Origin of the sequence: Nocardioides glacieisoli (assembly GCF_004137245.1) — a bacterium.
In the GTDB taxonomy this organism is placed as follows: Bacteria; Actinomycetota; Actinomycetes; order Propionibacteriales; family Nocardioidaceae; genus Nocardioides; species Nocardioides glacieisoli.
On sequence record NZ_SDWS01000005.1, the window covers coordinates 206894 to 219441 of the forward strand.

Consider the following 12548-nt stretch of genomic DNA (forward strand, 5'->3'; position numbering starts at 1 on the left):
GCGCTAGTCGTCGTACTCCGGGTCGCCCTCGACGTCCGCCGGCCGGGCCTCGTGCCCGTCGCGACCGCGGGTGCGGCGCAGCTCCTTCATCTCGGCCTCGAAGACGTGTCGCTGGCCGTCCATGAGCTCGTCCAGCGCACGCTGGTGGAAGCCCTTGGCGCGGGCGTAGAACCCGTCGTCGTACTCCTCGACCATCTGGAACGACCACATGCCCGGCAGCGGGTTGCTGCCCAGCACGTCGCGGTCCATCGTGTCGGCGAGGTCGGCATGGCCCGCCTCGCGCAGCAGGGCCTCGGCCTCCTCCATCGTGCTCTCCGCGCTGCCCATGAGGCGGTGGAAGGCGTAGAGGTGGCCGCGTGCGTCCTCGACGTGGTCGAGGGCCGCGGACAGCTTGCCGACCGCCTCGACGGTCTCGTCGGTGACGCCCTCGGGGCGCCGGTGCTCGGGTGCGGGCCTGCTCATGACGAGAGCCTCACACGCACCCGATCCGCCTGACCACCTACCAACGGGCGACCGCCGTGCGTGCGCGTGCATGGCATCGCAAGGGGCTGGGCACTGGCTCGACATGAGAGCAGTCACTTGGCAGGGCCGGCAGGACATGCAGGTCATCGACGTCCCGGACCCGGTCATCGAGGAGCCGACCGACGTCGTCGTCGAGATCACCTCGACCGGGTTGTGCGGCTCGGACCTCCACCTCTACGACCCGCTGACGCCCTTCATGACCGACGGAGACGTCGTCGGTCACGAGCCGATGGGCATCGTGCGCGAGGTCGGGTCGGCCGTCGAGACGCTGCAGGCGGGGGACCGTGTCGTGGTCCCCTTCAACATCAGCTGCGGCTCGTGCTGGATGTGCGACCGCGGCCTCTTCAGCCAGTGCGAGACCACCCAGAACCGCGAGTCCGGCACCGGCGCGAGTCTGTTCGGCTACAGCAAGCTCTACGGCCAGGTACCCGGCGGCCAGGCCGAGCTGTTGCGCGTGCCCTTCGGTGACAAGCTCCCGATCAAGGTGCCGCACGGCCCGCCGGACGACCGCTTCCTCTTCCTCTCCGACGTGCTGCCCACCGCGTGGCAGGCCGTCGAGTACGCCGACGTCGAGGACGGCGGCACCCTCGCCGTCATCGGCGCCGGACCGATCGGTGACATGGCGGCGCGCATCGCGATGCACCGCGGCCTCGACGTGATCGTGGTCGACAACGTCCGCGAGCGGCTGGCCCGCATCCACGGCCGCGGCGGCCGGACCATCGACCACAGCGAGGTCGACGGGGTCGGTGACGCGATCCGCGCGATGACCGACGGCCGTGGCGCCGACGCCGTGATCGACGCCGTCGGCATGGAGGCCCACGGTTCGCCCGTGGCGGAGGTCGCGCAGAAGGCGCTCGCCCTGCTGCCCAAGAAGGTGCAGGAGAAGATGATGCTGACCGCCGGCTCCGACCGGCTCGCCGCGCTGATGAGCGCCATCGACTCGGTGCGCCGCGGCGGGACGATCAGCATCTCGGGCGTGTACGGCGCGCCCACCGACCCGCTGCCGATGTTCCAGCTCTTCGACAAGCAGGTCCAGATCCGGATGGGCCAGGCCAACGTCCACCGGTGGAGCGACGACATCCTCGCGCTGCTCCAGCAGGACGAGGACGTGCTCGGCGTGGAGTCGTTCGCGACCCACCACCTGCCCCTCGAGGACGCCCCCGAGGCCTACCGGAAGTTCCGCGACAAGGAGGACGGCATGGTGAAGGTGGTGTTCACTCCGTGAGGATGCCCAAGCCGCGCGGCCCGCTCAGCGAGTGGGTCGTCGCTCGGCTCGCTACCCCGGTCGACGGCGGCCACGCCCCGACCGCGGACGAGTGGGACGACGAGTGCATCGCACTGTGGACGCTCCACGAGATGTCCTACCGCGGGTTCGAGGACGCCGCGGACGACGCCGAGTGGCAGCCCGCGATGCTCGCCGTGCGGCACGAGCTCGAGGTGGCGCTCGAGCAGCGCCTGCGGCGCCGGTGGCCGGGCGCGGACGCCGAGGTCGCCGACGTACCGGCCGCCCTGGAGGCGGTCGTCGCCGCGGACGACGGCCCGTCGCTCGCCGACCACGTGCGCAGGCGCGCGACCACCGACGAGGTCCTCGAGCTGTTCCGGCAGCGCTCGGTCTACCAGCTCAAGGAGGCCGACCCGATGACGTGGGTGATCCCGCACCTGCCCGTCCGGTCGAAGGCGGCGCTCGTCGAGCTCCAGTACGACGAGTACGGCGGCGGCGACCCCAACCGGATGCACTCGCACCTCTTCGCCCGGGGCATGGTCGATGTCGGGCTGCGTGCCGAGTACGGCGCGTACGTCGACGACGCGCTCCCCGAGACCCTCGAGCTCAACAACGCGCTCTCGATGCTCGGCATGCACCGACGACTGCGCGGTGCAGCGGTCGGCCACCTGGCGGCGTTCGAGATGACGAGCACCCTGCCGTCCCGGAAGATGGTCCAGGGCCTCGGCCGGCTCGGTCTCGACGGTCCGATGGCGGCCTACTTCGACGAGCACGTCGAGGCCGACGCCGTCCACGAGCTGCTCGCCGCGCGCGACATCTGCGCCACTCTGGCCGAGGACGAGCCCGACCAGGCAGCCGAGATCCTCTTCGGCGCGTTCACCTGCGTCGACCTCGAGGCGCGCCTCGCCACCGCCCTGCTCACTTCGTGGGACGCCGCGTGACCACGCGCCCCGAGGTCGAGGAGTTCGACCACCCCGATGTCGTCGTCGTGCCCCACGGCCCGATGCTGCTGCGCGGAGCCACCTCGGTGCAGGGCGTGGACGGTACCGTCCACGACGTCCGTCGCCCGGTCGTCGCGCTCTGCCGCTGCGACAAGTCCAGCCGGCTGCCGTTCTGCGACGGCACCCACAAGGTCATCCCGCGGCGCTGAGCCCCTCGGCCTGCCTGCTCAGCGCGTACGACGTCGGGGCAGCGCGCGCAGCCGGTGCTGCCACAGCGCGGCGCGGGCCGCATTGGCACCCGCGGCGCCGTGGACTCCGCCACCGGGATGGGCCGACGCCGAGCCGAGGAAGAGTCCCGGCACGCCGGTCGCGGCGCGTCCACGCATCGCCGGCACCGGACGGAAGACCAGTTCCTGGTGGAGCTGTGACGTGCCGCCGTTGACGGCGCCGCCGACCAGGTTGGCGTTGCGTGCCTCGAGCTCGTGGGGCCCGAGCACCCGACGGGCGCCGACCAGCGAGCCGAAGCCCGGTGCCCGCGCCTCGATCCGCGCCTGCATGCGGTCGGCGAAGCGCTCGAGGTCGTCATGGTCCCAGCGGCCGGTGACCTCGTCGCCGGCGTCTCCGCGGGTCGCCGACGGCTGGGGGACGTGCGTGTAGGCCCAGAAGGACTCGGTGCCGCTCGGCGACCGGGTCGAGTCGCTCGTCGTCATCTGCCCGGTCAGGAGGAACGGCCGGTCGGGCACGACCCCCGACGCCACCTGCGCCAGGGTCTGCGTCATCTCCTCGACCGAGTCCGCGATGTGCACGGTGCCGGGCGCAGCGCCCGGGTTCCCGGCCCACGGGACCGGACCGGTCAGCGCCCAGTCGACCTTGACGGTGCCGGGGTCGAGCTCGAAGTCGCGCATCCCGCGCACCACGCGTGCCGGCAGGTCCTCCTCGCCGACGAGCTCGCCGAAGAGGCGCGGCGCGGCGACGTCGGCGACGACCACGCGGGCGTCGTACGACTCGCCGTCTCGGGTGACGACTCCGGTGACAGCTCCGTCGCGCACGACGACGCGGGTGACGGGCGCGTCGGTCTCGATCCGCCCGCCCAGACGCGTGAACCTCGTGACCAGCGCGTCGGTGAGCGCCTGGGCGCCCCCGCGCGGGACCGGGAACCCGACGGTCTGGCCGAGCATCGACATCAGCACGCCGAACACGCCCGACCCCGGTGAGTCGAGCGGGAAGTCCGCGTGCCCGGCGTTGCCGGCGAGCAGGAGCGCTCCGGCCGGCCCACCGAAGAGCTCGCGGCCGAGCGAGGAGACGGGCGTGGCCAGGCGTCGGACCGTGTCGAGGCCGCCCGCACGGGCGAGTCCCGGCAGCAGCCGCGCTCCGGCGCGCACCGGCGGGAAGGGTGAGGTGAGTGCGTCGACCATCGGCTCCCCGATGCGGTCCCAGGTGCGGCACAGGTCGAGCCACGCGTCGCCGTCGCCGGCGTGGAGGGCGTCGAGCCCGGCGGCGGTCAGGTCGCGGTCTCGGTGCAGCACCGCCCACTGGCCGTCGCCGAACGGGTGCCCGAGCACGGCCGGGGCGTGCTCCCAGGCGAGACCGTGGTCCTCGAGCCGCAGCGAGGTCATCGCGCGCGACGCGACGGCGAGCGGGTAGAACGCGCTGAAGGTGTCGTGCACGAAGTCGGGGTGCAGCTCGCGGTCGCTGCGGACCGCGCCGCCCGGGGTCGACTGCGCCTCCAGGACCACCACGTCCCAGCCGGCGTCGGCCAGCATGTTGGCCGCGACCAGTCCGTTGGGTCCGGCGCCGATGACGATGGCGTCGTGGCGGCGACCCGCGGTCACCGGGTGCGACCCTCCACCAGCAACGCGAGGCGGCGCAGCGCCTCGATGTTGCGCAGGTGCAGCTGCGGGTCCTGGATCGCCTTCGGGATGAGTGCGCCGGGGCCGGCGGTGGCCTGCTCGACGATCGTCATCACCGTGTCGGTGCCCCGCGGCTCCACGGTGATCTCGACGTGCGCCTGGCCGGCCGGCCAGCCCCGGGCGAGCAGCAGCAGTCGCCTGTTCTCCTCGACCTCGAGCACCTCGGTCGTGTCGTCGATCAGGAGCGGCCACGTGCCGACGCTGTGGTGCAGCCTCGAGCCGACGGCGGGCCAGCCCTCGTCGACGCCGCGCATCCGAGCGGCACCCACCACCCAGAGGGCGTAGAGCCAGCCGTCGGCCAGCACCGACCACACCTGCTCCGGTGTGGCGGAGACGGGGCGGCTCGTCGTGCTCATGCGGTGTCCCGGTTCATGCGTACGACGTACCCGCAGCGGGGCGGAGCCATGCTCCCTACGACCAGGAAGAGCTGTGGGCGTCAGGTGGGAAGGGCACCGTGGGACAGCACGTGCTCGGCGACCTCGCCGATCTTGGTGCGCCGGCTGCGCGCGGCGGTGCGCAGCGCGTTGAAGGCGGCGACCGGGTCGAGGTCGCCCTTGGCCATCAGGTAGCCGACGGCGCGCTCGATCACGACGCGGTAGTCGAGGGCGTACTGCAGCTGGCGGGCGAGCTCGCCCGCTGTGTGGGCCTGCACGGCGGCGGTCATGGTGGTCGCGATGACCTCGGCGAAGCGGGCGAGCGCTGCGACCTCGCTCTCGTCCCACTCGTGCGCGTGCTCGCGGTAGACGTCGAGCGTCCCCACCGTCACGCCGCCGACACGCACCGGCGTGCCCAGCACTGCGCGCACGGGTTGCCGGGCCATGGCGCTGGCGAGGACGGGCCACCGGTCGGCCTCAGCCGTGACGTCGGCGGACGTGACCACCGCGCCGCTGACGAAGGCCTCCGTGCACGGGCCCTGCCCCGCCTCCGCCTCGGTCTGCTCGAGCAGGCGGCCGGGACCGTCCGTGGCCGCGACGTAACCGAGCACGTTCTGCTCGTCAGCGGAGAGGATGCCGGCGCCGTCGACACCGAAGAGGTCGACGCAGGCGTCCAGCACCTGCTCGAGCGCGGCCACGATCCCGTCGGCCTGCCCCGACGTGGCCAGCGTGCGCAAGCTCTCGGCGAGAGCGGCACCGTCGATGTTCATGTTCGCGATGCTACGCGGACGGCCCCCTGCTCCAGCCGGGCGCCGGGAGCTGGCGCTCGAAGGTCTGCAGGACGTCGTGGTCCTCGGGCGTGGCTGTCCCGTCGTGGAGGGCGACGAGCACGCGGGCCACCGTGCGGACCTTGGTGTTGCTGTCCTGCGAGACGCGGAGCAGGGTGCGCCACGCCTGCTCGGTGCTGCAGCCGTAGGTCGCCGACAGCAGCCCGATCGCCATGCCGATCGCGCGCTGCGAGCGCACGGCCTCGTGGAGGTGGGCGATCTCGTCACGGAACTCGTCGCCCGGCTGTACGGCCTCGCCGGAGGAGGGAGGGGTCACAGACATCGGTCACCTTTCAATGACGTCAGTCCGCGGACACAGGGCGGAGGTCGGTGGAAGCAGATCGAGTCTACAAGGCGGCGCCGACATCCCGGCCGGAGGTGCGCGCCCGGGTGCGGACCCAATATGATCGGTGCCGACTCCAGCCACCGGGTCGCCGTCTCTTCTCCTCCGTCAGGAGCGTCGTGCCACAGTCGCGGTCCCGCCGTGGTTCTCCGGACTCTTTCGGTTTCGAGGGCTCCGGCGACGAGGCGCGTGCCTGGCTGGACACGGTCTACGGCACCGAGCTGCGGGTGTCGAGCGGGCTCGGTGTGGTGAAGCACGACCGGATCGACCACGGCGACGTCGTCTTCGACCACGTCCGGATCGACGCGAGCTACTCCTTCGACTCCGACCCGATGCCGATGCTGGTGGTCGTCGACGTCCTGAGCGGCATGTACGAGTTCGCGCATGACGGGGTCACCGATCGCATCACCGATGGGGGGTCGGCCCTCGTGGCGGGGTGGGACATGCCGTTCTCCGGCTCGGCCGACCACCCCGTGCAGCGCACCACGTCGCTGTCGTGGGACGTCATGCTCGCCGCGGTGGAGGACGCCGATCCGCAGCACCCGCGTCGGCACATCATCTTCACCTCCTACGTCCCCCGCTCACCCGCCGCCGGCGCACGGTGGCGGGCGACCGTCGACCAGGTGGGCGCCATGCTGCCCGGAGACGCGACCCCGGCACAGGAGCACGCCGCCGCCCGCCTCCTGGGCCACACCCTGCTCCACACGTTCGCCAACAACGTCGTCGTACGCCCCTCCCTCCCCGGCGAGCACGCCGACGACGTCGACGACTCGCCGTCCACGGTCCAGCGCGCATCCCGGATCATCGAGGACCACGCGTCGGAGGACCTCACCCTCGGTGAGCTCGCCCGTGAGTGCAACGTGACCCCGAGGGCCCTGCAGTACGCCTTCCGCACGCACCTCGGCTGCACCCCGCAGGACTACCTGCGGCGCGTGCGGCTCGACCTGGCCCGTCAGGCACTGCGCGACGGCTCGGCCGAGACCGTGACCGACGCGGCCATCCGCAACGGATTCTTCAACCCCGGCCGCTTCGCGGCCTACTACCGCGACCAGTACGACGAGAACCCCGGAGACACGCTGTCGCGCACCACCACCCCCTAAGGGTGGTGGCCCCTTCGCTTTCCGGCTGGCGTGCTGGTCTGGACCATGTGAACCTGAAGGAGTCGTTTGCTGGAGACCACGGTGGACGCACCTACTGCATGTTAGGAGCGAATCCGTGGTCACCACTGCGATCCTCCCCGAGCACAGCTCTCTCTCCGTCCTGTCCGTCAGCAGCCGCCCGGCCGACGGCAGGGAACGCGCTCGTCGCACCGACGGCATCGTCGCCGACCTGCGCCTGGTGGAGTCCGAGACCGTCGGCTCCCAGCACCTCATCACCGACCTCATCGAGACCAACGCGGGCGTCGCCCGCTCGATGGCCGGTCGCTACCGCAACCGAGGCATCGACCTCGACGACCTCGAGCAGGTCGCGCTGCTCGGTCTGACCAAGGCCGCCCAGCGCTTCGACCCCCGCGCCGGCCACGACTTCCTGTCGTACGCCGTCCCGACCATCCGCGGCGAGCTGCGCCGGCACTTCCGTGACGCGGGGTGGATGGTCCGGCCGCCACGACGCGTGCAGGACCTCCAGTCCCGCATCTCGCGGGCCCAGGAGGACCTGGAGAGCTCGCTCGGTCGCTCGCCGCGCCCGAGCGAGGTCGCCACACACCTCGGCGTCGCGATCGACGAGGTCGTCGAGGCGCTCACCGCGGACGGGTGCTTCACGCCGACGTCCCTCGACGGACCGGTCGGTGACGGGTCGTCGTCGCTCGGCGACCTGCTCGGCTTCGAGGACCGTTCGGTCGTCGCTGCCGAGGCGCGCATCGTCCTCGAGCCCCTCGTGGCGACGCTCCAGGACCGCGACCAGCGCATCCTGCGGATGCGGTTCGTCGAGGAAGCCACCCAGCAGGAGATCGCCGAGGCGGTCGGGCTGACGCAGGCGCAGGTCTCGCGCGTCCTCACGCGCATCCTGGCCTCGCTCCGGGCGGACCTCACGGGCCACAACCCGGCCGCCTGACTGCCGCCTGACCGTCAGCTGTCGAAGCCGAGGCCGGCCGCGTCGAGGGCACGCAGGAACACGTTGCGTCGCCCCCGACGGTGGTCGGCCCGGTCGAGCGACCAGCGCGTCAGGTTGATCCCGACCGACGCCAGCGGCTCGGGCGGGAAGGGCAGCGGCCGTTCGCGCACCATCCGCAGGTCCGTCCGCTCGGTGGTGGCGCCCGACAGCAGGTCGAGCAGCACCTCGGCCGCAAAGCGCGTCGCGCCCACGCCCAGCCCGGTGAAGCCGGCGGCATGGGCGACCCGGTCGTCGTGGCTGAGCCCGTAGAACGCGGTGAACTGCGTGCAGGTGTCGATCGCGCCCGCCCAGCGGTGCGTGAAGCGGACGTCCTCGAGCTGCGGGAACGTCGCGAGGAAGTGTGACGCCAGGCGGGAGTAGCTGGCTGGTCGGTCCTCGTGCCGCGCGGCCACCCGACCGCCCGCGGGGTAGACCGCGTCGTACCCGCCCCAGAGGATGCGGTTGTCCGCGCTCAGCCGGGAGTAGTGGAACTGGTTGGCCACGTCGCCGAGCCCCTGCCGACCGGCCCAGCCGATCGACGCGAGCTGGTCGGAGGTGAGCGGCTCGGTCATCAGCACGTAGTCGTAGACCGGCACCGTCATCAGCCGGTTGCGGCGCAGCAGCGACGGGAAGACGTTGGTGGCGAGGACGACGTGGTCGGACGTGACCACCGCGCGGTCGGTGTGCACCTCGACGCCGGCTGTCGTACGACGCAGTGCGGTCGCGGCCGAGTGCTCGTGGACCTCGACCCCGAGGTCGGCGGCGACGCGGGCGAGCTCCAGCGCCAGCTTCGCTGGGTGGACGAGGGCGGTGTCGTCGGGCTCCATCGCTCCGGCGAGGAAGAGCGGGCTGTCGATCTCGGCGCGCACCTGCGCGGCGTCCAGGAAGTGGGGCTCGTCCCGCAACCACCCGACCTGGTGCTCCTCGACAGCGACCGAGAGGGTGCCGGTGCGCTCCCACTCGCAGTCGATCCCGAGGTCGCGGACGTCGGCCTCGAAGCCGGCGAGGTTCTCGTGGCCGAGGCGGGCGAGGACGTCGTACTCATCAGGCCAGCGGTTGCGACCGTTGTCCTCCCCGTGGGTGAGCGAGGCCTCGCAGAAGCCGCCGTTGCGCCCCGATGCTGCCCAGCCGATCGTGTGCGCCTCGAGCAGCACCACGCGTCGCCCGGGGTCACGTCGCTTGGCGTGGACGGCGGCCCAGAGGCCGAGGTAGCCCCCGCCGACGATCGTCAGGTCGGCGCGCGTCGACGCGGTGAGCTCGGGGTACGACGTCGCGGCGACGTCGTCGAGCCAGAAGACCGACTGCTCACTGCCGGCGAGCGCCCGCTCCACGACGCGGGGGTGGGGAGCGTGGCGCTCGTAGGCCGTGCGGTGGGCCGCCATCTGGTCAGGGCCGGCGATCAGGCGGTCGCGTCGAGGGCGGCGTCCAGGATCGCGAGTCCTTCGCGGGCCTCGTCGTCGGTCGTGGTGAGCGGCGGGACGACGTGGATGCGGTTGTAGTTGACGAAGGGCAGCATGCCTCGCTCCTGGCAGCCCTTGACGATGGCTCCCATCTCCGGGCTGGACCCGCCGTAGGGCGCGAGCGGCTCGCGGGTGGTGCGGTCGCTGACCAGCTCGATCGCCCAGAAGGCGCCGGTGCCGCGGACCTCGCCGATCCGCTCGTGCTTCTCCGCGAGCGCCCGCAGGCCCGGCCCGAGCACGTCCTCGCCGAGGCGCTCGGCGCGACCGACGACGTCCTCGTCCTCCATCGTGCAGATGGTGGCGACCGCCGCCGCGCATGCAAGCGGGTGGCCGGAGTAGGTGAGGCCGCCGGGGTAGGTGCGGTGGGCGAAGGTGGAGTAGATCTCGTCACTGATGGCGACGCCGCCGAGCGGGACGTAGCCGGAGTTGACGCCCTTGGCGAAGGTGATCAGGTCGGGCGTGATGGCTCCGTGCTCGACCGCGAACCAGCGACCGGCCCGGCCGAAGCCCGACATCACCTCGTCGGCGATCAGCACGATGCCGTGGCGGTCGCAGATCTCGCGGACGCCGGCGAGGTAGCCCGGCGGCGGGACCATGATCCCGGCGGTGCCCGGGATCGCCTCGAGGACGATTGCGGCGACGGTGGCCGGCCCCTCGAGGGCGACGACCTGCTCGAGGTGCTCGAGCGCGCGCTGGCACTCCTCGGCCTCGGTGGTCGCGTGGAAGGCGCTGCGGTAGAGGAACGGGCCGAAGAAGTGGACCGTCCCGGTCGAGCCGTGGTCGCTCGCCCAGCGACGCGGGTCGCCGGTCATGTTGACCGCGAGGTGCGTGCCGCCGTGATAGCTGCGGTAGGTCGTCAGCACCTTGTGGCGCCCGGTGTGCAGCCGCGCCATGCGTACGGCGTGCTCGTTGGCGTCCGCGCCGCCGTTGGTGAAGAAGACGTGGTCGAGGTCGCCGGGGGTGTGGCTCGCGATCAGCCGGGCGGCCTCGGAGCGGGCGCCGTTGGCGACGGCCGGCGCGATCGTGCACAGGTGCGCGGCCTGCTCCTGGATCGCGGCCACGATGCGGGGGTGCTGGTGGCCGAGGTTGGTGAAGACCAGCTGCGAGCTGAAGTCGAGGTAGCGCGTGCCGTTCGCGTCCCAGACGTGGCTGCCCTCGGCGCGGGTGACGACCATCGGCGTGATCTCGGCCTGGGCGGACCAGGAGTGGAAGACGTGCGCGCGGTCGAGCTCGTAGGCCCGCGCGGCGTCGTACGTGCCGGACAGGTCGCTCTTGTTCATCAGCTCAGTCATTGCGCGGGAATCCCAGCTCGAGGCCGCCCTCGGGGCGGTTGGCGGGGTCGATCCACCGGGTGGTGACGACCTTGCCGCGGGTGAAGAAGTGGACGCCCTCGGTGCCGTGGGCGTGGGTGTCGCCGAAGAGCGAGCGCTTCCAGCCGCCGAAGGAGTAGTAGGCGACCGGCACCGGGACGGGGACGTTGACGCCGATCATGCCGACGGTGACGTCGGCCTCGAAGCGACGGGCCGCGCCGCCGTCGTTGGTGAAGACCGCGGTGCCGTTGCCGTACTCGTTGGCGTTGACCAGGGCCACCGCCTCCTCGTAGGACTTCGCCCGGACGACGGACAGGACGGGGCCGAAGATCTCCTCGCGGTAGATGTCCATCTCCGGCGTGACGTCGTCGAAGAGCGTCGGGCCGAGCCAGAAGCCCTCCTCGCCGCCGCGGGCCGCGACGTCGCGGCCGTCGACGACGACCTTCGCGCCGGCCGCCTCGCCGGAGTCGATGAAGGAGCTGACCTTGTCGCGGTGGGCCTTCGTGACGAGCGGGCCCATGTCGGCCTCCTTCTCGCCCCCGGTCGCCTCGCGTCCTCCGTCGCCGATCAGCAGGGTGCGGGTGCGGTCGGCGATCCGGGCGACGAGCTCGTCGCCGATCGGGTCGACCGCGACCAGCACGCTGATCGCCATGCAGCGCTCGCCGGCGCTGCCGTAGCCGGCGTTGACGGCCGAGTCGGCGGCCAGGTCGAGGTCGGCGTCGGGCAGCACGACCATGTGGTTCTTCGCGCCGCCGAGGGCCTGGACGCGCTTGCCGTGACGGCTCGCGGTCTCGTAGACGTACTCCGCGATCGGGGTCGAGCCGACGAAGCTGATCGACTGCACGTCGGGACTGGTGAGCAGCGCGTCGACGGCGGTCTTGTCGCCGTGCAGGACGTTGAAGACGCCGTCGGGGAGACCGGCCTCCTTCCAGAGAGCGGCGATCCAGTTGGCCGCGCTCGGGTCCTTCTCGCTCGGCTTCAGCACGACGGTGTTGCCGGCGGCGATGGCGATGGGGAAGAACCACATCGGCACCATCGCCGGGAAGTTGAAGGGGCTGATGATCCCCACGACGCCGAGCGGCACGCGCTTGGAGTGCACGTCGACGCCGGTCGACGCCTCCTCGCTGTGGCCGCCCTTGAGCAGGTGGGAGATGCCGCAGGCGAACTCCACCACCTCGAGGCCGCGCGAGATCTCGCCGATCGCGTCGGAGTGCACCTTGCCGTGCTCCGCGGTGATGATCGCGGCGAGCTCGTCCTTGCGGCTGTTGAGCAGCTCGCGGAAGGCGAACATCACCTGCGTACGCCGGGCGAGCGAGGTGGTGCCCCACGCCTTCGCCGCACGCGACGCGGCGGCGATGACCTGCTGCGCGTCGGCCTCGCTGGCCAGCGCGACGCGGCCGGTGACCTGGCCGGTGGCGGGGTTGGTCACGGAGGCCCAGCCGTCGGGCCGCCCCGGCAGCTCGGCGCCGTCGACCCAGTGCACGATGTCGTTGCTCATGGCGCCCATCCTCTGTGGACGTGCCGTGCACCGCGGGTGTCGGATCGTAG

At 72.1% G+C, this 12548-nt stretch carries 13 protein-coding genes; 5 read left to right on the forward strand and 8 right to left on the reverse strand.

Going from position 1 to position 12548, the window contains the following annotated elements:
• Nucleotides 1-3: 3 nt before the first annotated feature.
• The gene (locus tag EUA06_RS12615) at nucleotides 4-462 is read right to left on the reverse strand and encodes a hypothetical protein (protein ID WP_129476142.1); all 459 of its coding nucleotides are present in this window, start codon (nucleotides 460-462) and stop codon (nucleotides 4-6) included.
• Nucleotides 463-565: 103 nt separating this feature from the next.
• On the opposite strand from EUA06_RS12615, the gene EUA06_RS12620 reads away from it, so the two are divergent.
• Genes EUA06_RS12620 through EUA06_RS12630 form a run of 3 tightly spaced genes read left to right on the forward strand, consistent with a single transcriptional unit; the run spans nucleotide 566 to nucleotide 2894 of the window.
• Nucleotides 566-1747, forward strand: coding sequence for a zinc-dependent alcohol dehydrogenase (locus tag EUA06_RS12620; protein ID WP_129476146.1), 1182 nt, complete (start codon nucleotides 566-568; stop codon nucleotides 1745-1747).
• A 2-nt stretch (nucleotides 1748-1749) separates the two neighbouring features.
• Nucleotides 1750-2685: an iron-containing redox enzyme family protein gene (locus EUA06_RS12625; protein ID WP_242498123.1), complete on the forward strand. Its 936-nt coding sequence runs from the start codon at nucleotides 1750-1752 to the stop codon at nucleotides 2683-2685.
• A complete protein-coding gene (locus tag EUA06_RS12630) occupies nucleotides 2682-2894 on the forward strand; it encodes a CDGSH iron-sulfur domain-containing protein (protein ID WP_242498124.1) in 213 nt (70 codons plus the stop codon). The genes EUA06_RS12625 and EUA06_RS12630 overlap by 4 nt, the downstream gene beginning before the upstream one ends.
• A gap of 18 nt (nucleotides 2895-2912) precedes the next feature.
• Here the strand turns inward: EUA06_RS12630 and EUA06_RS12635 are convergent, their stop codons facing one another.
• The 4 genes from EUA06_RS12635 to EUA06_RS12650 form a co-directional block, all read right to left on the reverse strand.
• Nucleotides 2913-4517 (reverse strand): phytoene desaturase family protein, encoded by a 1605-nt coding sequence (locus EUA06_RS12635; RefSeq protein WP_242498125.1) that lies wholly within the window; start codon nucleotides 4515-4517, stop codon nucleotides 2913-2915.
• A complete protein-coding gene (locus tag EUA06_RS12640; protein ID WP_129476151.1) occupies nucleotides 4514-4951 on the reverse strand; it encodes an SRPBCC family protein in 438 nt (145 codons plus the stop codon). The genes EUA06_RS12635 and EUA06_RS12640 overlap by 4 nt, the downstream gene beginning before the upstream one ends.
• A gap of 80 nt (nucleotides 4952-5031) precedes the next feature.
• On the reverse strand, nucleotides 5032-5739 hold the full coding sequence (locus tag EUA06_RS12645) for a GAF and ANTAR domain-containing protein (RefSeq protein ID WP_129476154.1): 708 nt from the start codon (nucleotides 5737-5739) through the stop codon (nucleotides 5032-5034).
• A gap of 10 nt (nucleotides 5740-5749) precedes the next feature.
• Nucleotides 5750-6079, reverse strand: coding sequence for an ANTAR domain-containing protein (locus tag EUA06_RS12650; RefSeq protein WP_129476157.1), 330 nt, complete (start codon nucleotides 6077-6079; stop codon nucleotides 5750-5752).
• A gap of 179 nt (nucleotides 6080-6258) precedes the next feature.
• Here EUA06_RS12650 and EUA06_RS12655 point away from each other — a divergent pair, with 179 nt between their 5' ends.
• Together EUA06_RS12655 and EUA06_RS12660 are read left to right on the forward strand one after the other, a co-directional pair.
• Nucleotides 6259-7239 (forward strand): AraC family transcriptional regulator, encoded by a 981-nt coding sequence (locus EUA06_RS12655; RefSeq protein WP_129476159.1) that lies wholly within the window; start codon nucleotides 6259-6261, stop codon nucleotides 7237-7239.
• A gap of 115 nt (nucleotides 7240-7354) precedes the next feature.
• Nucleotides 7355-8191, forward strand: a complete 837-nt coding sequence (locus EUA06_RS12660) for a sigma-70 family RNA polymerase sigma factor (protein ID WP_129476162.1) — start codon at nucleotides 7355-7357, stop codon at nucleotides 8189-8191.
• Nucleotides 8192-8205: 14 nt separating this feature from the next.
• On the opposite strand, the gene EUA06_RS12665 is transcribed toward EUA06_RS12660, so the two are convergent.
• Genes EUA06_RS12665 through EUA06_RS12675 form a run of 3 tightly spaced genes read right to left on the reverse strand, consistent with a single transcriptional unit; the run spans nucleotide 8206 to nucleotide 12498 of the window.
• Nucleotides 8206-9612: an NAD(P)/FAD-dependent oxidoreductase gene (locus EUA06_RS12665; RefSeq protein WP_129476165.1), complete on the reverse strand. Its 1407-nt coding sequence runs from the start codon at nucleotides 9610-9612 to the stop codon at nucleotides 8206-8208.
• A 17-nt stretch (nucleotides 9613-9629) separates the two neighbouring features.
• Nucleotides 9630-10982, reverse strand: a complete 1353-nt coding sequence (locus EUA06_RS12670) for an aspartate aminotransferase family protein (protein WP_129476168.1) — start codon at nucleotides 10980-10982, stop codon at nucleotides 9630-9632.
• Complete coding sequence (locus tag EUA06_RS12675) at nucleotides 10975-12498, reverse strand: CoA-acylating methylmalonate-semialdehyde dehydrogenase (protein ID WP_129476170.1); 1524 nt, start codon at nucleotides 12496-12498, stop codon at nucleotides 10975-10977. The genes EUA06_RS12670 and EUA06_RS12675 overlap by 8 nt, the downstream gene beginning before the upstream one ends.
• Nucleotides 12499-12548 lie beyond the last annotated feature (50 nt).